Annotated in this window: 10 protein-coding genes and 1 riboswitch; of the genes, 5 read left to right on the top strand and 5 right to left on the bottom strand. The window is 63.4% G+C overall.

Features of this window, described 5'->3' with window-relative positions; translation table 11 throughout:
• The first annotated feature begins 31 nt into the window (after window positions 1-31).
• From acnA to MKI86_RS11125, 3 genes are all read left to right on the top strand, one after another.
• Window positions 32-2,725 carry an aconitate hydratase AcnA gene (gene acnA, locus MKI86_RS11135; RefSeq protein WP_241600967.1) on the top strand — a complete coding sequence of 898 codons (2,694 nt, stop codon included), beginning with the start codon at window positions 32-34 and terminating at the stop codon, window positions 2,723-2,725.
• A 266-nt stretch (window positions 2,726-2,991) separates the two neighbouring features.
• Entirely contained in the window at window positions 2,992-3,705 is a 714-nt protein-coding gene (locus MKI86_RS11130; protein WP_241601204.1) for a DUF1223 domain-containing protein, read from the top strand.
• Window positions 3,706-4,034: 329 nt separating this feature from the next.
• Window positions 4,035-4,409, top strand: a complete 375-nt coding sequence (locus MKI86_RS11125; RefSeq protein ID WP_241600966.1) for a DUF2794 domain-containing protein — start codon at window positions 4,035-4,037, stop codon at window positions 4,407-4,409.
• Window positions 4,410-4,436: 27 nt separating this feature from the next.
• On the opposite strand, the gene MKI86_RS11120 is transcribed toward MKI86_RS11125, so the two are convergent.
• From MKI86_RS11120 to MKI86_RS11110, 3 genes are all read right to left on the bottom strand, one after another.
• Window positions 4,437-4,988 (bottom strand): GNAT family N-acetyltransferase, encoded by a 552-nt coding sequence (locus tag MKI86_RS11120; RefSeq protein ID WP_241600965.1) that lies wholly within the window; start codon window positions 4,986-4,988, stop codon window positions 4,437-4,439.
• 146 nt (window positions 4,989-5,134) lie between these two features.
• Window positions 5,135-8,593, bottom strand: a complete 3,459-nt coding sequence (pyc, locus tag MKI86_RS11115; protein WP_241600964.1) for a pyruvate carboxylase — start codon at window positions 8,591-8,593, stop codon at window positions 5,135-5,137.
• A gap of 115 nt (window positions 8,594-8,708) precedes the next feature.
• Window positions 8,709-9,449 (bottom strand): helix-turn-helix transcriptional regulator, encoded by a 741-nt coding sequence (locus MKI86_RS11110; protein ID WP_241600963.1) that lies wholly within the window; start codon window positions 9,447-9,449, stop codon window positions 8,709-8,711.
• A gap of 304 nt (window positions 9,450-9,753) precedes the next feature.
• On the opposite strand from MKI86_RS11110, the gene MKI86_RS11105 reads away from it, so the two are divergent.
• Entirely contained in the window at window positions 9,754-11,514 is a 1,761-nt protein-coding gene (locus tag MKI86_RS11105) for a glucan ABC transporter ATP-binding protein/ permease (RefSeq protein ID WP_241600962.1), read from the top strand.
• A gap of 6 nt (window positions 11,515-11,520) precedes the next feature.
• Here MKI86_RS11105 and MKI86_RS11100 read toward each other — a convergent pair whose 3' ends face one another.
• A complete protein-coding gene (locus MKI86_RS11100; RefSeq protein ID WP_241600961.1) occupies window positions 11,521-12,693 on the bottom strand; it encodes an OpgC family protein in 1,173 nt (390 codons plus the stop codon).
• 24 nt (window positions 12,694-12,717) lie between these two features.
• Window positions 12,718-21,231: a glycoside hydrolase family 94 protein gene (locus tag MKI86_RS11095; protein ID WP_241600960.1), complete on the bottom strand. Its 8,514-nt coding sequence runs from the start codon at window positions 21,229-21,231 to the stop codon at window positions 12,718-12,720.
• A 405-nt stretch (window positions 21,232-21,636) separates the two neighbouring features.
• A riboswitch (cobalamin riboswitch) is annotated at window positions 21,637-21,864 on the top strand.
• 96 nt (window positions 21,865-21,960) lie between these two features.
• On the opposite strand from MKI86_RS11095, the gene MKI86_RS11090 reads away from it, so the two are divergent.
• Window positions 21,961-22,176: a hypothetical protein gene (locus tag MKI86_RS11090; RefSeq protein ID WP_241600959.1), complete on the top strand. Its 216-nt coding sequence runs from the start codon at window positions 21,961-21,963 to the stop codon at window positions 22,174-22,176.
• The last annotated feature ends 13 nt before the right edge of the window (window positions 22,177-22,189 follow it).

The raw sequence follows: 22,189 nt of genomic DNA, 5'->3' as shown, positions 1-22,189 counted from the left end.
GATTTCTGGCGCCAGACGAGACGGGGTATCAATGTCCAAATCCCTAGACAGTTTCAATTGTCGTTCGGTCCTTACGGTCAACGGCACCGACTATGTATATTACAGCCTCCCGAAGGCTGAAGCGAACGGCCTCGCCGGCATCTCCAAGCTGCCTTACTCCATGAAGGTGCTGCTGGAGAACCTGCTGCGCTTCGAGGACGGCCGCTCGGTTACCAAGGAGCAGATCCTCTCCGTCGTCGAATGGCTCAAGAACAAGGGCACGGTCGAAAACGAGATCGCCTATCGCCCCGCGCGCGTTCTGATGCAGGACTTCACCGGCGTTCCCGCCGTCGTCGACCTGGCGGCGATGCGCGACGCGATGGTTTCGCTGGGCGGCGACCCGGAGAAGATCAACCCGCTCGTTCCCGTCGATCTCGTCATCGACCACTCCGTCATCGTTGACGAATTCGGCACGCCGACCGCCTTCGCCCGCAACGTCGAGCTCGAATATGAGCGCAACGGCGAGCGTTACCGCTTCCTCAAGTGGGGTCAGCAGGCCTTCAAGAACTTCCGCGTCGTTCCTCCGGGCACGGGCATCTGTCATCAGGTCAATCTGGAATATCTGGGCCAGACGGTCTGGACCAAGGAAGAAGACGGCGAGATCGTCGCCTACCCGGATACCTGCGTCGGCACCGACAGCCACACGACCATGATCAACGGTCTCGGCGTTCTGGGCTGGGGCGTGGGCGGTATCGAAGCCGAAGCGGCCATGCTCGGCCAGCCGGTCTCCATGCTGCTGCCCGAGGTCATCGGTTTCAAGCTGACCGGCAAGCTCAAGGAGGGCGTCACCGCGACCGACCTCGTGCTGATGGTCGTGCAGATGCTGCGCAAGAAGGGCGTGGTCTCCAAGTTCGTCGAATTCTTCGGCCCCGGCCTCGACAACATGACGCTGGCCGACCGCGCGACAATCGGCAATATGGGCCCGGAATACGGCGCGACCTGCGGCTTCTTCCCGGTCGACAGCGAAACCGTCAACTACCTCACCATGTCCGGCCGCGAAGAACAGCGCATCGCGCTGGTCGAAGCCTATTCGAAGGCCCAGGGCATGTGGCGTGACGGCGACGGCGCCGACCTCGTCTTCACCGACACGCTCGAGCTCGACCTCGGCGACGTCGTTCCGGCCATGGCCGGCCCGAAGCGTCCGGAAGGCCGCATCCCGCTCGAAAACATCGCATCGGGCTTCGCCACGTCGCTTGAAAGCGACTACAAGAAGCCCGGCCAGCTTTCCACCCGCTATGCGGTCGAAGGCACCGACTACGATCTCGGCCATGGCGACGTCGCCATCGCGGCCATCACGTCGTGCACCAACACGTCCAACCCGTCGGTCCTCATCGCAGCCGGCCTGCTCGCCCGCAACGCCGTCGCCAAGGGCCTGAAGACCAAGCCGTGGGTGAAGACGTCGCTGGCACCCGGATCGCAGGTGGTCGGCGAATACCTCGCCAAGTCCGGCCTCCAGGCCGATCTCGACACGCTCGGCTTCAACCTCGTCGGCTTCGGCTGCACGACCTGCATCGGCAACTCCGGCCCGCTGCCGGCGCCGATCTCCAAGACGATCAACGACAAGGGCCTGATCGCCGCCGGCGTCCTGTCGGGCAACCGCAACTTCGAAGGCCGCATCTCGCCGGATGTGCAGGCGAACTACCTCGCCTCGCCGCCGCTCGTCGTGGCCTACGCGCTTGCCGGCACGGTCCAGAAGGACCTGACGACGGAGCCGCTCGGTGAAGACCGTGACGGCAACCCCGTCTACCTCAAGGATATCTGGCCGACCTCGCAAGAGATTCAGGAATTCATCCTGAAATACGTCACCCGCGCGCTCTATGCCACGAAGTATGCCGACGTCTTCAAGGGCGACGCCAACTGGCAGGCCGTTCAGGTGCCCGATGGACAGACCTATGCATGGGACGACCAGTCGACCTATGTGCAGAACCCGCCCTATTTCGTGGGCATGGGCAAGACCGGCTCGGGCCTGAAGAACATCAAGGGCGCGCGCGTCCTGGGTCTCTTCGGCGACAAGATCACGACCGACCACATCTCGCCGGCCGGTTCGATCAAGGCGGCCTCGCCTGCCGGTGCGTATCTCACGGACAACGGCGTCGCCGTCGCGGACTTCAACCAGTACGGCACGCGACGCGGCAACCATGAAGTCATGATGCGCGGCACCTTCGCCAACATCCGCATCCGCAACCACATGCTCGGCCCGAACGGCAAGGAAGGTGGCTACACCATCCACTATCCGACGAAGGAAGAGCTTTCGATCTATGATGCGGCCATGAAGTACAAGGCCGAGGGCGTTCCGCTCGTCATCTTTGCCGGCGTCGAATACGGCAACGGCTCGTCGCGAGACTGGGCGGCCAAGGGCACGAACCTGCTCGGCGTCAAGGCCGTGATCGCGCAGTCCTTCGAGCGTATCCACCGCTCCAACCTCGTCGGCATGGGCGTCGTGCCCTTCGTCTTCGAGGACGGCACGAGCTGGGCATCGCTCGATCTCAAGGGCGACGAGATCGTCACGATCGAGGGCCTGGAAGGCGACATCAAGCCGCGCGAGAAGAAGATCGCCAAGATCACCTACTCCGACGGCACGGTGAAGGACGTACCGCTGCTTTGCCGCATCGATACGGTCGACGAGGTCATGTACATGAACAACGGCGGCATCCTGCAGACCGTTCTTCGCGATCTCGCCGCCTGAGCGATTTCGGATTGAAAAGGATGATGCCGGGGCAAAAGCCCCGGCATTTTCCGTTGTGGCAGCCGCTTTCGTGTCTTTTCGCAGTTCAGGACGCAGAACCGCTGCACATTTTCTGGAATTGCTTCCCAAAAATCTCACTCCATCGTGACTTCCTGTTGAAGCCGCAACGGCGTATGACGGGCTCGAAAAAGCCGGCCTGTGCCGGCTCTCCATTGGGAATGATCATGCCGAGACCGCATTTTCCGGAATGTCTGGCGATCCTGCTGATGCTCGCCGCCGGCGCCGCCCACGCGCAGGAGGCCGTCGCGCCCAAGGGTGTGGTCGAACTCTTCACCAGCCAGGGCTGCTCGTCCTGTCCGCCGGCCGACAAGGCGCTGGAAACGCTGGTGCGCGAAGGCGATGTCGTCGCGCTCGCCTATCATGTCGACTACTGGAACTATCTCGGCTGGGCCGACACGCTCGCCTCCAAGGACAATACGGACCGGCAATATGCCTATGCCCGCATGTTCGGACGCAACGGCGTCTACACGCCCCAGGCTGTGCTCAACGGCCGCGAGCATATCAACGGCGCCAATATTTCCGGCATCCGTGACCGCATCGGCGCGCTCTCCACCGAGGGCAAGGGCCTGAAGGTGCCGGTCAACGTGGCCGTGACGAACGACGAGTTGCGCATCCGCGTCGGCGCCGGTGAAGGCAAGGCCAACATCGTCATCGCCTATTTCGAGCGCGAGCGCACGATCAACATCGACAAGGGCGAGAACCGCGGCAAGACGGTCAACTACTGGCACGCCGTGACGTCGATGGAAACGATTGGCATGTGGGAAGGCAAGGAAACCAATCTCGTGCTTCCGGCCGACATGCTGAAGAAGAAAAAGAAGGCCGGCGGCTGCGCCGTGCTGGTTCAGCGCATGAAGACCGCGGACACGCCCGGCGCCATTCTGGGCGCCACCGTGCTGACTGGCGAAAAGGCTTCCCGATAAGGTTTTGAGGGAGGTCCGGCCCGGCTTCCTCGAGGGGCTGGGGCTTGAGGGTTCGAAGAGAGACGGACCGGACCTGGACGAAGCTGCCGGCAACGGAATACAAGGCAGCTCCGAATGACGCACTCCGACCGAACCGCTTTCTGCACAAGGCAGCAGGCTGGCATGAGCTGCGACAGCGGGACTGTCTTCTCAAATTTGGGCGTCTGTTTGTCTGAAATGCGGCGGGACCTTTTTTTTGCGAAAAGGTAAGTCCCGGCGCTCCAGCTTGCATTTCAAGTCCACTCAGGCAAACTGTCACCGTGCCGTCATACAGCAGGTACGGAGATTCGATGACAGATCAGCCGGATTTGCACGCATCCAATGTCGTGGTCGACCTCAGGGAATACCGCAGCAGCAAGGACCCGCTGCCGGTGACATTCGATCGAAGGGAGCTCGATGCAATCCTCTGGGTCTATGGCCGCATGGTCGGCGAGGGCGCCTGGCGCGATTACGCAATCGACCATATGCGCGACAGGGCGGTGTTCTCCATCTTCAAGCGCTCCGGCGAAATGCCGCTCTACCGCATCGAGAAAGATCCCAAGCTCGCCGCCAAGCAGGGCGCCTACAGCGTCATCAACCAGCACGGCACGATCCTGAAGCGCGGCCATGAGTTGAAGCAGGTGCTGAAGGTCTTCGACAAGGTGCTCCGCCTCGTCGAGACATAGAAAACGCTCCGCGGTTTCCCTTACACTTTACACCATCGTGCCCGGATAGTCCGTCGCCGACGGTTCGGTCTCCGCGCCGTCGCCGAGCGCGCGCTGCATGAACACCGTATCCAGCCAGCGGCCATGCTTGAAGCCCGTCGCCTTCATGTGGCCGTTGTGCTCGAAGCCTGCAGCGGCATGAACAGCGATGGAGGCAGGATGCGCTCCGCCGATGACGGCCACCATCTGGCGGAAACCAAGCGCCGTACAACGGCGTATAAGTTCTGCCAGAAGCGCTCTGCCGACACCCTTTCCGCGCGCCTCCGGCGCCAGATACACAGAATCCTCGACGAGCCAGCGATAGGCCGGGCGCGTGCGGAAGGCGGAAGCATAGGCATAGCCGAGGATGAGGCCGGTCTGCTCGACCGCCACGATATAGGGATAGCCTTTGCCCGTGATCGCCGCAAAGCGCGCCGCCATCTCGTCGGGCGAGGGCGGATCGATCTCGTAGCTTGCCACGCCGTTCAGCACGGATTCGCGATAGATTTCGGTGAAGGCGGCGATATCGCCGGAAACCGCGGTGCGGATGATGAAGTTCATGGGCGCCGGCATCTGTTGAATTGATCTTGTCGCCTTTTGCGTCCGGGCCGGTCGGAAATCAAGACGAAGACGGGGATGAGGTTAACCCTCATCCCCGCACCGGTTCATTGCCTTGGGACGCGCGGCGTCCCCGCCACAGATGGCGATCAGGCGCCGTAGACGATCAGGAGGTCCTTGGCGTCGATCTGGTCGCCGGCCTTGACCAGCACCTCGGAGATCGTGCCGTCCTTCTCGGCGTGCAGCGCCGTTTCCATCTTCATCGCTTCGATCGAGAGCAGCACGTCGCCGGCCTTGACCGCTTGACCGGCCGAGACGGAAACCGTCGAGATGACACCCGGCATCGGGGCACCGAGATGGGCGGCATTGCCGATATCCGCCTTGCGGCGCACGGCAGAGCTGGCCGCGCGGTTGCGGTCCGGCACCTTGATCAGGCGCGGCTGGCCGTTCAGCTCGAAGAACACCTTCACCATGCCCTGCGTATCCGGCTCGCTGGTCGCCTGATGCAGGATGACGAGGGAGACGCCCTTTTCCAGCTCCGGCTGAAGTTCTTCGCCGGCCGACAGGCCGTAGAAATAGGCCGGTGTCGGCAGCACGCTGACCGGGCCGTACAGGTCGGCGGCCAGCGCATAGTCGGTGAAGACCTTGGGATACATCAGGTAGGACGCGAATTCGAAATCGTCGACCTTGCGCTCCAGCTTGTCCTCGATCGCCTTGCGCTCGGCATCCAGATCGGCAGGCGGCAGAAGCGAGCCCGGCACCTCGGTATAGGCGGCCTCGCCCTTCAGCGCCTTCTTCTGGAGGCCTTCCGGCCAGCCGCCCGGAGGCTGGCCGAGATCACCGCGCAACATGGAGACGACCGATTCCGGGAAAGAGACGTCCTTGGCCGGGTTTTCGACATCGGCAACGGTGAGATCCTGGCTGACCATCATCAGCGCCATGTCGCCGACGACCTTGGAGGACGGCGTAACCTTCACGATATCGCCGAACATCTGGTTGGCATCGGCATAGGCCTGGGCGACCTTGTGCCACTTGGTCTCAAGCCCAAGCGAGCGGGCCTGTTCCTTCAGGTTGGTGAACTGGCCGCCCGGCATTTCATGCAGATAGACCTCGGAGGCAGGCCCCTTGAGGTCGCTTTCGAAGGCGGCGTACTGGAAGCGCACGGCCTCCCAGTAGAAGGAGATGCGGCGGATCCATTCGGGGTCGAGGCCCGGATCACGCTCCGACCCCTTCAGGGCCTCGACGATGGAGCCAAGGCAGGGCTGGGAGGTGTTGCCCGACAGCGCGTCCATTGCCGCATCGACGACGTCGACACCGGATTCGACGGCCGCGAGCACCGTGGCGGCCGCAATGCCCGACGTATCATGCGTGTGGAAATGGATCGGCAGGTCGGTCGCCTCGCGCAACGCGTTGAACAGCACGCGCGCGGCCGCGGGCTTCAGGAGACCTGCCATGTCCTTGACCGCGATCATATGCGCGCCGGCCTTTTCGAGGTCAGCGGCAAGGGCGGTGTAGTATTTCAGATCGTATTTCGGGCGCGCCGAGTTCAGGAGATCGCCGGTATAGCAGATCGCCGCTTCGCAGATGCGGTTCTCTTCGACGACCGCATCCATCGAGACGCGCATGTTGTCGACCCAGTTCAGGCAGTCGAAGACGCGGAACACGTCGATGCCGCCCTTGGCCGCCTGGCGCACGAAGTACTTCACGACATTGTCGGGATAGTTCTTGTAGCCCACGCCGTTGGCGCCGCGCAGCAGCATCTGCAACAGCAGGTTCGGCGCGTCCTCGCGGATGCGGGCGAGACGATCCCACGGGTCTTCCGTCAGGAAGCGCATGGAGACGTCGAAGGTCGCCCCACCCCAGCATTCCAGCGAGAAGAGCTGCGGCAGCGCGCGCGCATAGGTGCCGGCGACGCGGGCGATATCATGGGTGCGCATGCGGGTAGCGAGCAGCGACTGATGGCCGTCGCGCATCGTCGTGTCCGTCATCAGCACACGCTTTTCACCGCGCACCCATTCGGCGAACTTCTTCGGACCGAGTTCATCCAGCTTCTGCTTGGTGCCAGAAAGGATGTCGCCCTCGATGAATGGCACGACGGGCTTGGCCACATCGGCCGGCGGCTTCGGCCGGCCCTTCGCCTCGGGATGACCGTTGACCGTGACATCGGCGAGATAGGTGAGCAGCTTGGTGGCGCGGTCCTGACGCTTCACCTGCTGGAACAGCTCCGGCGTCGTGTCGATGAACCGGGTCGTATAGGTGTTGTTGCGGAATGCCTCGTGCGTGATGATCGCCTCAAGGAAGGTGAGATTGGTCGCCACGCCGCGAATACGGAATTCACGCAGCGCCCGGTCCATGCGGTCGATCGCCTCGACCGGGTTCGGCGCCCAGGCCGTGACCTTGACGAGCAGCGGATCGTAGAAGCGGGTGATGACCGCGCCCGGATAGGCCGTGCCGCCATCGAGGCGGATGCCGAAACCCGACGCCGAGCGGTAGCCGGTGATGCGGCCATAGTCCGGGATGAAGTTCTGCTCGGGGTCTTCGGTGGTGATGCGGCACTGCAGCGCGTGACCGTTGAGGCGAATGTCCGCCTGTGCGGGAACGCCGGATGCTGCGGTACCGATCGCCTCGCCGTCGAGGATATGAATCTGTGCCTTCACGATGTCGATGCCGGTCACGACTTCCGTGACGGTATGCTCGACCTGGATGCGCGGATTGACCTCGATGAAGTAGAACTTGCCGCTGTCGGCATCCATCAGATACTCGACCGTGCCGGCGCCGATATAGTTTGTCGCGCGGGCGATCTTCAGCGAATAGTCGGCCAGTTCCTGGCGCTGCGCATCCGAAAGATAGGGCGCCGGTGCGCGTTCCACGACCTTCTGGTTACGGCGCTGGATGGAGCAGTCGCGCTCGAAGAGATGCACGACATTGCCATGCGTATCGCCGAGGATCTGACTTTCGACGTGGCGGGCGCGCTCGACGAGCTTTTCCAGATAGACCTCGTCCTTGCCGAAGGCGGCCTTGGCCTCGCGCTTGGCCTCGCGCACCTCGCGGATCAGATCCTTGGGATCGCGGATGGCACGCATGCCGCGCCCGCCGCCGCCCCAAGAGGCCTTGAGCATGACGGGGTAACCGATCTCTTCGGCGAGGCGGTGGATCTCGCCATCGTCGTCCGGCAGAGGCTCGGTCGCCGGCACCACCGGCACGCCGACGGAAATGGCGAGATTGCGCGCGGCGACCTTGTTGCCGAGCTGGCGCATGGTCTGTGGCCGCGGGCCGATGAAGGTGATGCCGGCGGCGTCACAGGCATCGACGAATTCCGGGCTTTCCGACAAGAGGCCGTAGCCGGGATGAATGGCATCGGCGCCCGAGAGCTTGGCGACGCGGATCACCTCCTCGATCGAAAGATAGCTTTCGATCGGTCCGAGATCGCGCTCGAGATGCGGGCCCCGGCCGATCTGGTAGCTCTCGTCCGCCTTGAAACGATGCAGCGCGAGCTTGTCCTCTTCCGCCCAGATCGCGACCGTTTTTATGCCGAGCTCATTGGCTGCGCGGAACACGCGGATGGCGATTTCGGAACGGTTGGCGACAAGGATCTTGGAAATGGGCAAGTCGAACTCCTCAATGACTTGGAAGCGGGAAATGCTGCACCCGCGAAGAGAATTATTAGCGGCTAATTTGCAAAGTGCAATTTCGGACTCGTCATGAGACGCAAGATTTGCGTCGTCAGGAAATGAGCCCCAGCCGGAAAGCAAGCGCAATGGCATGGTGCCGGTTTCGCGCGCCGAGCTTCTCCTGGATACCGTTCATGTACCAGTCGACGGTATGGCTGGAAATACCCAGTTCGCGGGCGATCTCAGGTGAGGTCATGCCGGCGCCCAGCAATGTCAGCGCCTCCATTTCGCGGCGCGTCAGTTCGAAATCGACGGCGGCGGTGGAGCGCGCGGCCATTTCGGGATCGATCTCGTGGATCAGCTTCCAGAAGAGACGCCGGGCGATGCCGTCAAACAGGCTCATCTCGATTCTTTCGAGATCCACCGGCCTTCCGCCGAGGCTGAGGCTGCCAAGAAGGCCGCGCCGGCCGTGGACCGGAAAGATATAGCCGTCCTCGAGCCCGTTCTGGCGGGCATCCACCATCATGCGCTCCATGCGCTTGCGGTGCGGGCTGGTGCGGTAGACGTCGAGCGTATCGCGCCAGCGGAACCCTTCCCGCGCATGACCGAGATATCTTACGGTCGGATCGATCTGCATATAGCGCTTGCGCACATAAGTCTCGGGCCAGCCCTTCGGCCAGCGTCCTGCCAGCAACAGCCCGTCCGGGCCTTCGACCGGCAGCGGCCTGCGGATCACGGCATAATAGTCGAAACCGTAGAATTCGAGCAGGCGCTGGAACTCGGATGTCGTCTCCGCGCGGCCGCGCATCTCCTCAAGCAGTGCAAGAAATTGCACCAGCAAACTGACTTTCATGTACCCCGCGCCGGAAGCGCCCCGTTCAAATTCCAAGCGATGCCTGACCTGTCCTCCAAGTCAGTCATGTCCCATTCATGTTGCCCCACATACAATTGGCAGGATCGAGTGATGAAAATCAATCGGATAAGGAACATACGCCATGCAAAAGAAAGTCATCGTGCAAGTTCTGAGTTGCATCATGAGATTCTTACAAGCGTGACGAACTTCGCACCCCCTCTTGTGTTACCCGAACACAGGAGCGAAGGGATCGAGGTGCTACCACCGCACCGCACAACAGGTTTTGCCGGAAAGGCCCGAATTCGTGTCTTTGTTTCAGGTTTATGCAAGAGCTCTCAGCTACTTGAATGTCTACAAGCTGCGCGTCGGATCGGTCGTTGTCGCCAACGTCGTGCTCGCGGTCATCGCCATTGCCGAACCCATCCTGTTCGGTCGTATCATTGATGCCATTTCCAGCGCTGACGGGCATGTCACGCCCCTGCTGCTGATGTGGGCCGGCTTCGGCCTTTTCAACACCATCGCCTTCGTTCTCGTCGCCCGCGAGGCCGACCGGCTGGCCCATGGCCGCCGCGCGAGCCTGCTGACGGAAGCGTTCGGCCGCATCATTTCCATGCCGCTCGCCTGGCACAGCCAGCGCGGCACCTCCAATGCCCTGCACACGCTGCTGCGCGCCTGTGAGACGCTGTTCGGCCTGTGGCTGGAATTCATGCGCACGCATCTGGCGACCGCGGTGGCCCTCGTCCTGCTCGTGCCCACTGCCTTCGCGATGGACTACCGTCTCTCGATGGTCCTCGTCGTGCTCGGCGCGCTCTATGTGCTGATCGGCAAGGTGGTGATGAACCGCACCCGCGAAGGCCAGGCCTCGGTGGAGAACCACTATCACACCGTGTTCTCCCACGTGTCGGATTCCATCAGCAACGTCTCGGTGGTGCACAGCTACAACCGCATCGAAGCCGAAACGCGCGAACTGAAGCGCTTTGCCGAACGCCTGATCAACGCCCAGTATCCCGTGCTCGACTGGTGGGCTCTGGCAAGCGCTCTCAACCGCATCGCCTCCACCCTCTCGATGATGGTCATTCTCGTCATCGGCACGGTTCTGGTACAGCGCGGCGAAATCAGGGTGGGCGATGTCATTGCGTTCATCGGCTTTGCCGGCCTGCTGATCGGCCGTCTTGACCAGATGAAGGCCTTTGTCGAACAGATCTTCGAGGCCCGGGCCAAGCTGGAGGACTTCTTCACGCTGGAAGACGCCGTCAAGGATCGCGAGGAACCGAGCGACGCCGGCGACCTCGGCGACGTCAAGGGCAAGGTCGAATTCCGCGACATCACCTTCGACTTCGCCAACACGACGCAGGGCGTTCGCAACATCTCGTTCACCGTGGAAGCCGGCCAGACCGTCGCCATCGTCGGCCCGACCGGTGCGGGCAAGACGACGCTCGTCAACCTGCTCCAGCGGGTCTACGAGCCGCAGTCGGGCCAGATCCTCATTGACGGTGTCGATATCTCGAAGGTGACGCGCAAGTCGCTGCGCCGCTCGATTGCCACCGTGTTCCAGGATGCGGGCCTGCTCAACCGCTCGATCTCCGACAATATCCGTCTCGGCCGCGAGGGCGCGACGGACGAAGAGATCATGGCGGCAGCCGAAGCGGCGGCAGCGAACGACTTCATCACCTCGCGCCAGAGCGGTTACGAAACCCATGTCGGAGAGCGCGGCAACCGTCTTTCAGGCGGCGAGCGCCAGCGCATCGCCATTGCCCGCGCGATCCTGAAGAACGCGCCGATCCTCGTTCTCGACGAGGCCACGAGCGCGCTCGACGTGGAAACGGAAGCCCGGGTAAAGGCCGCGATCGATTCTCTGCGCAAGAACCGCACGACCTTCATCATTGCGCACCGCCTCTCCACCGTGCGCGAGGCCGACAAGGTGATCTTCCTGGATCGTGGCCAGATCGCCGAGATGGGCACGTTCAACGAGCTCAGCCAGAGCAACGGCCGCTTTGCCGCCCTGCTGCGCGCCAGCGGCATCCTGACGGACGACGATGTGCGCAAGAGCCACACCGCCGCCTGATCGGCGTCAGCGCTTCGGGCCGTCGCGCCCCTTGACCGGCAGGGCTCGCATGCCCTGCCGTTTTGCGTGGTCGGCAATCACCTCCGCCTGCCAGTCGAGATAGCGCGCATAGGCGAAATGCAGCGCGATGCCGGCGAGCACGTAGAGCGTGCCGAAGAACGGGTTCTTCCCAGTTACGAACATCAGGACCTGCCCTGCCATGGCCAGGATGGTGCCGAAGATGAAGATGGCCAGCGAATGGCGCCCGATCGCGACGAGCGGATGGGAGAGCGGTAGTGCCGCCCAGTTCGACAGGACCGGGATCGTGGCGATGAGATAGGCGCCCGCCAGCACATGCAGGAGGCGCGTTGCCGACAGGTAGGTCTTGTCGAAGCCGGTCAGAACCGCCGGCAGGCCGTAGGAAAAGTCGATGTGCCACCAGCCGAGCACGACCCAGAGCATCGAGACCGCCAGATAGATGGCGCTCAGCGCAAACAGCAGCGCATTGCGCGGGATGCCCTTCGACCTTGCCCGCAGCACCCCGACGAAACCGATGGCAAACAGGAACTGCCAGGACAGCGGATTGAGGAACCACTTGCCGTCGTCGAGGAAATTCGACGGGGCGATGCGCCAGATGCCGGCGCAAAGCCAGATCGTGCCCGAAACGGCGAGCAGCAGACGCGGCCCGCGCTGATAGAGCCAGAGAAAGCCGGGCAGCATGAGGAACAGCACGGCATACATGGACAGGATGTTGTTATAGCCGAACTGGTGGCCGAGCAGCACCATGCTGACCACACCCTGCTCCGTGCGGTCGACGACGGCACGCAGATTGATTTCCGACAGGAGATCCGGCCGGCTGAACCACAGCGCCCCGCCCGCGAAGATGGCGAAGGTGATGATGCTGGTCATGATGTGGGCGACATAGAGCGTCAGCGCGCGGCGCAGTATGCGCAGCGTGACGGCGAGCCGCTCCCCGACGGCAAAGCGCGATCCATAGGCAAGGCCCACCGACATGCCTGAGATCAGCACGAAGGCCTCCGCCGAATCCGAGAAGCCGAAATTCTTGTGCGTGAGATGTTCCAGATACTGGCCCGGAACGTGGTTGACGAAGATCGTCAGGAGGGCGAGGGCCCGGAAGACGTCGAGGCGCGTGTCGCGTTGCCGCGGCACGGCGCCCACCGGTCCAGATTTATCTGTCATGGTACTCTGATCCACATGCGTGGATCAGAGCAAATAGCCCTCTTTTGAAGATTTGATGACAGAGCCGTTTATTGTTGCCTGCCATCCGCCGTCATCCCCGCGATCCACACGCAGCGTCAGCTTGCGGCCATCGAGCACCAGCGTCGCGCTGTAGCCGTTCCAGGCTTCCGGCAGGACGGGTTCGACGAAGAGGCGGCCGCCTTCCTTGCGGATGCCGAGAATGCCCTCGACGGCGGCACGGTAAAGCCAGCCGGCCGAGCCGGTGTACCAGGACCATCCGCCACGCCCCGCACGCTCGCCTTCGCCATAGACATCGGCGGCCACGACATAGGGCTCGACGCGGTAGCGTTCCGCCGCCTGTGCATCGAGCGCATGCTTGACCGGATTGAGCAGGTCGAGGCAGGCGAAGGCCTCATCCCCCCGGCCGAGACGCGCCAGCGCCATCACCACCCAGGTCGCCGCATGGGTATATTGCCCGCCATTCTCGCGCACGCCGGGCGGATAGGCCTTGATATAGCCCGGGTCTTCCGTGGTTTCGACAAGCGGCGGCGTGAACAGGCGGATAATCCCGTTCTGCCGGTCGACCAGTTCGGCCATGACCGCGTCCATCGCCTGCCGCGAGCGCTCGGCGTCCCCCTCGCCGGACAGAACGCTCCAGCTCTGCGCGATGGAATCGATACGGCATTCATCACTGTCGGACGTGCCGAGCGGCGCGCCGTCGTCATAATAGCCGCGCCGGTAGTAGGCGCCGTCCCACCCTGCCGTTTCCAGTGCCTGCTTGAGGCGATCGAGGTGGATTTCCCAAGCCTCGGCATGAATGCCGTCGCCCCGTTCGCGCGCGAGCGGGATGAAGGCGCGCAGCGTGCCGGCAAGGAACCAGCCCAGCCAGACGCTCGTGCCGCGGCCGGCTTCACCGACGCGGTTCATGCCGTCATTCCAGTCCCCGCCGAGAATGAGCGGCAGGCCGTTTTCGCCGGTTCTGGCAAGCGCCAGATCAAGCGCACGGGCGCAATGCTCGTAAAGCGATGCATCCTCGGCCGAACGGCCCGGCTTGAAGAAGGAATCGTGCTGTCCCTCGGCAAGCGGCGGGCCTTCGATGAAGGCAAGCCGTTCGTCGAGCACGCCACGGTCGCCGGTGACGCGGCAATAATATTCGACCGCGTGGGCAAGCCACACCACATCATCCGAGATCATGGTGCGTACACCCGCCCCGGTGTCCGGCAACCACCAGTGCTGCACGTCGCCCTCGACGAACTGTCGCGCGGCAGCGTTCAGGATCTGCGCACGCGCGAGGTCCGGCTGGTGCAGGATAAAGGCCAGCGTGTCCTGCAACTGATCACGGAAACCGTAGGCGCCGCTGGCCTGATAGAAGGCCGTGCGGGCCATGATGCGGCAGCCGAGCGCCTGGTAGGGCAGCCAGTCGTTGAGCATGCGGTCGAGCGCCGGGTCGGGCGTCTTGACCTGCAGCGTGCCGGTGAAGCCTTCCCAGAACGAACGCACCGACGCCATGACGGAATCGAAATCGGCCTTGCGGCTCTTCCCGGCAAGCGCGCGTGCACCATCAGCATCGGCAGAATCGCCCAGCACGAAGAGCAGTTCGCGCTTTTCGCCGGGTTTCAGAACGAGATCGACGGAGAGCGCCGCGCATGGATCGCTAATGCCGTCGGCTGCGCCCGACAGGGGCTCGCCGGTGAGCAGCGCTACCGGAGACACGATGTCGCCGGTGCGGCCGATAAAGTCCCGCCGCCATGTCGTGAAGCCGGACAACGGCGCATCGACGCCGAAGAAGCTGGTCCGACCGGCGAAGTCGAGACTGTAGGGATTGGTCGCGAAGAGCGCGCCACTTTCCTCGTCATGGCTAGTCAGCACGAAGGGTGCGGTCTTGGTGGGGTTGTTACCCAGCACCCATTCGACATAGCCGTAGACGGAGAGACGGCGTTCGGTCTCGCCGGTGTTCTTCACGACGAGACGTGAATATTTCACCGGGTCTTCCGGATCAACCGTCTGCACGAGGTCGAGCTCGATGCCGTCCTCCCAGCTGCGGAAGGCGGTATAGCCGAGGCCGTGCCAGGTCTCGAACTTGACCGAGGCCTTGCGCGACAGCGCGGCAAATGGCGTCATGACCGTGCCGCGGTCGCGATCGCGCACGTAGAAGGCCTCGCCGGGACGGTTGATGACAGGATCGTTGGTCCAGGGCGTGAGCTGGTAATCGCGCGAATTGCGGCTCCAGGTGAAACCACCGCCTTCAGCCGGAACATGGAAGCCGAATTCGCGGTTTGCAATCACGTTGATCCACGGTTGCGGCGTTGCCTCACCACCACGCAGGCGCACGGCATATTCGCGGCGGTCGGCATTGAAGCCGCCGAAACCGTTCCAGAAGGACAGGCCGCTTCCATCGATCGCGACCGGAGCGGGGAGCGAAGCGGTAACGGCAGCCGGCGACGGCTTGGCCGTGGCCGGCAGAGCCTCGGTCTTCGTTTCGTCGTCGCCGCGCGGGGGCGATGAGAAGAGGGAGACCGTGCGGGCAATCTGGTCGGCAAGCGAGCCGTTGCGGGCGTGGAAGACGGCGCGGGCCGCTGCCAGCAGGGCCTGCCAGGTCGTGACATCCATCAGGTCGCGGCGCACCGTGAAGACGTGCTGGCGCACGCCGTCCGACTGGCCGCGCATGCGCAGGTTCTCGCACATCTGATCGAGCGTGTGCTGCATGTCCTGCGCATAGGACGCCGCGCGCTCGTTGAGGATGACGAGGTCCGCCGTGACGCCGCGATGACGCAGATATTCCTGCGCGCGCAGCGCCTCGCGGGCGACATCGAGATCGATCTCGTCGTTGATGCGCAGCACGAAGATCGGGAAATCGCCCGAAATCGCCATGGGCCAGAGCGCCGACTGGGACGTCAGGCCGGTCTGGATCGTGCCGGTATCGGCACGCAGGTGCAGGTCGGGATAGGTGAGATAGCGGCCGAGCATCTGGAAGCTCGCCGCCTCCTGCGAGGTCACGCCCACATGGCGCATATGCACCTGCGAGCGCGTCCAGGCATGGATCATTTCATGGTTGAAGCTATCCGGGTGGCGATAACGGTCGATGGCCGCATCCACATCAGCGCGGGTCGGCGCGGCGATAGTCCAGAAGATAACCTTGACCTTCTTGCCGGCGGGAACGCGCACGACGCGGCGCAGGGCCATGATCGGATCGAGCGTGAAGCCATCGGTGCCGGACAGCTGCGCGCCTGCATCGAAGGCTGCCGCGGTCGCAAGCGAACGGCCACGGCCGATGAAGCGTCGGCGATCCGTCTCGATCTCGGTGCGGCGCGATGGGCCGGCATTATCGACGATGAGATGGGCGATTGCCATGTCTGGCTCGTTCGGATGACGCTTCTGGCGCTCGGCACGGATCGCGTCGCCGCGCTGGTCGATCTCGGTGCGGATGAACATCTTCGAGAAGAGCGGATGCGCGCTGTCGGCATCGTCGGTCGCAATGACCGGCTCCAGATAGGACGTTACCTCGATGAAGCGGTCCTCCGTACCCGTGTTGACGAGTGTCAGGCGGCGGCCTTCGGCATCATGCTCGGTGGCGACGATGACCTCGACCTCGCTGGTCAGCGTGCCGATGGTCTTGAGGAATTCCGCCTTGTCGTCGCCGAACTGGGTCTTCGTCTCCTCGTCCTCGGCTCGCTTCAGTTCGGCGGTGGCAGACCACCATTCGTTCGTCACGGTATCGCGAAGGAACAGGAAGGAGCCCCAGCGATCTTCCGTGGGATCGGGCTTCCAGCGCGTGACGGACTGGCCGTTCCAGCGCGAATAGCCGGCACCGGTTGCCGTCAGCATCACGGAGTAATGGCCGTTCGACAGGAAGACGGTCTCGCGCTCGCGGTTGATCGGGTCCTTGAAGATGCGGATTTCCGGGCGGAGCAAGTCGGCCCGCGTGCTGCCGACGGTTTCCGGCTCGCGCTTGGCGTTGATGACGGGAATGTCGCGCGGCGCCTTCTCCTGCAGGAGCAGTTCGGCCGCCTCGATGACCGGATCGGCATGAAAACGTTCGCGCAGCGCGCCGTTGAAAACGACGTTGGCAACGGCGGCGATGGACATGCCGTGGTGGTGGGCCATGTAGTTGCGCACCACCGCGCAGGTCTTGCCCTCCGGCACGCGGGTCGGCGTGAAGTCGACAGCATCGTGGAAACCGTAGATGCCGAGCGCGCCGAGCTTGCGCAGCCGCTCGAGGTTCTCGAGCGCTTCCTTCGGCGCATATTGCGCGGCGAGCAGCGAGGCATAGGGCGCGATGACGGCATTCTGGCCGAGGCCGCGCTTCAGGCCGAGCGTCGGCACGCCGAAATTGGTGTACTGGTAGGTCAGTTCGTGGTCGCGGGCGTTGAAGGCCGCTTCCGAAATGCCCCAGGGCGTGCCCAGCCGTCGGCCGTGGTTCATCTGTTCGACCACGACGAGATTGTTCGTCTGGTTGAGGATGCCGCCCTGGCGCTCCTGCATGACGAGCGGCGGCATCAGATATTCGAACATCGAGCCGGACCAGGAGATCAGCGCGCCGCGCGAACCGACCGGCACGACCGGACGGCCGAGCTTGTACCAGTGCTCGGTGGGCAGATCGCCCTTGGCAATAGCGAACAGGCTCGTCAGGCGCGCTTCCGAGGCCAGCAGGTCGTAACAGGCCTCGTCCAGCTCGTTGGTCTCAACACGGTAGCCGATCGACAGGAGACGCCGTTCCGGACGGAACAGGAAGCCGAAATCCATGGAAAACGCGATGTCGCGTGCACGGTCGCGCAGAACGCCGAGCCGCGCACGCAGCGGCTCGATGCTGCCGAGGTCGAAGACGCTGTCGGCGATATGGGCCTCGCAGGTCGCGACCAACGCGCCCGCCCAATGCACCACCTCGCCGGTCTGCGGCGACTTCACCTCGTGGTCGAGATTGACGATGAGCTTGTTGATGTCACGCGCCAGGACCGCGAGGTTGATGACGCGGATGGAAGCGAATTCGTGCTCGCGCTTGACGGCGGCGAGCGCGTTGTGGAAGCCGGCGATGCGCTCCTCCACGAGACGGCGCAGCGGGCGCACCGTCTTGCGGTCGTCAGGCAGCTGCTTGAGCGCCTCCGACAGGATGGCGGCGACATCGCCGATGCCGTCAAGGCTGCCTTGCAGATGCGCCGAGGGCGCCTCCGCCCATTCGCGGCACATGGAGGATACGGCAATGAGGTGGCCGGCAAGGTTGCCGCTGTCGACCGCCGAGACATACCGTGGTCCGAGCGTTTCCAGCGTGTTGGTGCGATACCAGTTGAACAGGTGCCCGCGGTATTTCGGCATGCCGTCGATGGTAGCGATGGTCTGCTCCATCCGGCGCACCGTTTCCTCGAAGCTGATCCAGCCGAAATCGCGCGCCGAAATCACCGAGAGCAGATAGACGCCAATATTGGTCGGCGAGGTGCGCTCGGCCAGGACCGGATTGGGCGTTTCCTGGAAATTGTCCGGCGGCAGGAAGTGCTGCTCGGCGGTGACGAAGGTCTCGAAATAGCGCCAGGTGCGCCTTGCGATCTTGCGCAGTTCGCTGGCGACATGATCGGACACGACGAGCTGGTCTTCCGTCTCCGCCGTCTGGCTGACGGACCAGGCGATCATCGGCGACAGCATCCAGACGAGGGCGAAGGGCACGCCGATAAAGGGCAGGCCAGTCTTGGAGATCATGGCAAGCGCGACGGAAACCACCGCCAGCGCCGGGGCCTGCCACATCGCCTTGTAGTGATCGAGGATACCGCCACGCGCCGCGCTATCGGCCTGGGCGGCGGTGCGCCACTCCAGCATCATCTTGCGGCTGACGAAAGTACGGTAGAGCGAGCGCACGATGGCGTCGCCCATCAGTGCGGCGGAATGCGCGATGAAGGCGATGCGCAGCGCCACCTGCGCGTTGGCCGCGCGGATATCGGAGAACACGCGATGCACATGGGCGCGCGCCACGATATCGCTGCTGCGCGGCATGAGGCCCGAAATGAGCGAGAGCGTTGGTGCAACAAAGAGCAGGAAGATAAGCACCAGCTGCCAGATCAGCGCCTGGCGCGGCTCCATATAGTACCAGCCCATGACCGAGGCGACGAGCCAGGCGATGGGGATGAGGCTGCGCCGCAGGTTGTCGTACATCTTCCAGCGGCCGAGCATGGAAATGCCGCTCGACGGGCCGAAAAGATAGGGCAGGAGCTGCCAGTCGCCGCGGGCCCAGCGATGCTGGCGCGAGGTCTCCACGCCGTAGCGGGTCGGGAAGTCCTCGACGAGCTCCACGTCGGTCACCAGCGCACAGTGCGACAGCGAGCCTTCGAGCAGGTCGTGGCTGAGCACCGAGTTCTCCTCGATGCGGCCCTTCACGGCGGCCTCGAAGGCATCGACGTGGTAGAGCCCCTTGCCGGTGAACGTGCCTTCGCCGGCCAGATCCTGATAGACGTCGGAAACGGTGAAGACGTAGGGGTCGACGCCGCGGTCGGCGGAGAAGATGCGCTGGAAAGTCGAGGCTTCCTTGCCAGTCGTAAGCGACGGCGTGACGCGCGGCTGAAGGATCGAGTAGCCGGCGGTGATCTCGCCGGTCGCCTCGTCGATGACGGGACGGTTGATCGGGTGGTGCATCTTGCCAACGAGCTTGGTCACGGCATCGCGCATCAGGCGCGTGTCGGAATCGAGCGTCATGACGTATTTCACGTCCGACGGAACGACATTGGCGCCCGGCAGGAAAGTGGTGTCGCCATCGCCGCGCAGCAGCAGGTTCAGTTCGTGCAGCTTGCCGCGCTTGCGCTCCCAGCCCATCCACGCGCCTTCCGACGGATTGTAGAGGCGGCGGCGGTGCAGCAGGTAGAAGCGGGTGCGCCCGTCAAAGGCGTAGCGCGCCGACAGTTCGGCGATCTCGCGCTTGGCATATTCGAGAACATCGAGATCGGCGGGCGTTTCCTCGTTCTGGCTGTCGGCCCAGTCGCTGAGCAGCGCGAAATAGATCTCGCCGCGCGGATTGGCGAGGTAATGCACCTCGAGATTGCGCACCAGTTCATCGACATGGTCGCGTTTCGAGATGAGGCAGGGCACGACGAGCAGCGTGCGCGCATCCTCTGGTATGCCGTCCTTGAACTCGTAACCGACCAGCCTTGATGGCGTGACAAAGAAGGTCACGAGCGTGTTGAACAGACCCGTCGCCCCCTCCGAGGCCGGCAGCGCGAACAGGACGAGCATGATCAGCCAGGCGCCGTTCGGGATGTCGAGCTGGTCGAGGAAATAATAGACCGCGATCATCGCCAGAAGCGTGAGGATGATGTTGGGACCGGCAATGGCGAGCCAGTCGAGCTTGCGTGTCACGCGGACAGTCCGTTGCACGAGCGTAGGACGGTACCCGATGCGCTTTTCGAGCAGCTTGCGCTTCTTGCCCACGAGAAACGCGCCGACATTGGCGCGATAGTCGGGATCGCTCGCGTTGGCCGCGGCGTCTTCCTCGGTCATGGCGAGCGCGGTTTCGGTGACCTCCAGCTCGCTCTTACCGGAACGGCGGGCAAAACGCTCGATGGTGTTGCGGTACTTGTTGCGCGAACCGAAATCGAGATCGCTATAGTCCGACCGCTGGCGAAGCGCCTCGTCGAGGCGGCTGACGCTCTCGAACCAGACCGGCCACTCCGCATCGTCCACCGAGCGCAGGCTCTTGATGAGCGAACTCATGGTCACGTTGCCGGAGGACAGGCGGTTGTTCTCCGCCACGATCAGTTCCTCGAGATCGCTGCCCCGGCTCTCGATCTTCCGCTCCAGCCACTGGATTACTGCACCCGATGTCTGAAGGCCATCGCGCAGGCGGTAGAGAAGCTGGACGACGAAGGTATTGTCCTCGGTCAGGCTCTCTATGGTGCGCAGATGCGCGATGGACTTCTCCGGATCGTTGAGACGCACCAGCTCGTCGGCCACGTCATTGGCCTTGAAGCGCATCTTGCGGGAGCGCTCGACGCGGCTGGAAATGCGCCGCAGGTTCTCCAAGAGCACGAAACGTACGAAGGACGGCAGCGCCCAGAGCTCGCCGATCTTCAGCGGATCGACCGACTGGAAGCCCTGCACGAAAGCGGTCAGGCTTTCCTGCGAGACACTGCTGTGCGTATGGGCGACATAAAGCCATGCCAGTGCCAGCGTACGCGGCAGCGACTGACCGTCGATCTCGACAGTCGGGAGCTGCCGGTAGAAGCGGCGGGGGAAGTCGCGGCGGACCTCCTGGATCGCTTCCTCGATCACATAGAAGTTGTCGAGCAGCCACTCGGCCGCCGGCGTGATCTGCGCGCCGGCCTCCACATCCTTGGCCGTGACCTGATAGACGCGGAAGATTTCCTTCTCGTTTTCCTTGTGCCGTGCACGGAAATCGAAGGGATGGAAGCCCGGAAGCACCGCCGCCTTGTCGCGGGCGAGCGCTTCGCCGCACGCGGCGAGCTCCTCCAGCGTCAGATAGGTGGCGCGGATCGAATCGTTATAGTCGATCTGCCGGATATCGGTATCGCGCGAGGAGGCTTGCGGCGGAGTATGAAGGGACATGTTTCTGATTCTGGAACCGGCCATGTTGAGCCACCCGGCAACGGCCGTTGCGCCGGATTGTCTTTCGCGGGCGGGCTTCATTCTGCTGTCGCGATCAGCCATGGCACCCGACCTCGCCCTCATGGCGTTCCGGATGCGATTTTGGCTGAAGCGACACGCTGTTTAACATCCATGCCGCGTGGTGCATGAAAACGGCATTTTTTAGCCGTAAGGACAGAGACTTGCAACCTGTCAACAGGGCGGGATGGCGCAGCATGGACCCTCATTTGCGGTTTTGGTGAATCGCTCATCCTGAACATGAGGCGAGCCCGCGCGAGGTGCAGGCGGACCAACAATGCGCGGGGGATAAAAAAGGTTCCCGCCCGAATGCAAACCGCCCGCCATTGACTCGAGACCCGGGGAGCGCGAGGTTGCCGGCGTCAGGGTCTTCCGAATCGGAAACGGTCGGAGGCTAAGAGGGAAGCCGGTGCGAAGCCGCAGGGAACAAAGACCTGCGCATCAAGACCGGCGCTGCCCCCGCAACTGTGAACGGCGAGCGTCTGTCGCTCCGCGCCACTGGTGTCACGCACCGGGAAGGCCAGACAGACGCAACGACCCGCAAGCCAGGAGACCTGCCCTGATACCTGTAACGACCTGGGCGGGGTGTCCCAAGGGTGCGCTTGCAATGGCACACAGTGGCCACCAACAGCGTGCGTCCGGCCATCCCCCAATTATCCGATTGGGGAAGACATGTTTCAACTCACCGAAAATCAGGCGTCGGGCACCGGCAAGCCGGAATCCGTGTTCATTTCCTGGCTTCTCTGGCAGCCGCGCGGCGCGGACCTCCCGGCCGAAGCGCTGAAGGAAGTGCAGAAACTCGCACGGCTGGACAATGCCGATCCCGACATCGCACGGCTGAAGGCCTTGTTTACATCGCTGGCCGGCGCGGCCGGACCGCTGCACTAGGCAAGCACACGAA

The organism is Shinella sedimenti (assembly GCF_022601905.1).
Lineage (GTDB): Bacteria > Pseudomonadota > Alphaproteobacteria > Rhizobiales > Rhizobiaceae > Shinella > Shinella sedimenti.
The sequence above is the reverse complement of the archived record's forward strand: the minus strand, read 5'-3'. Positions and strand labels throughout refer to the sequence as shown.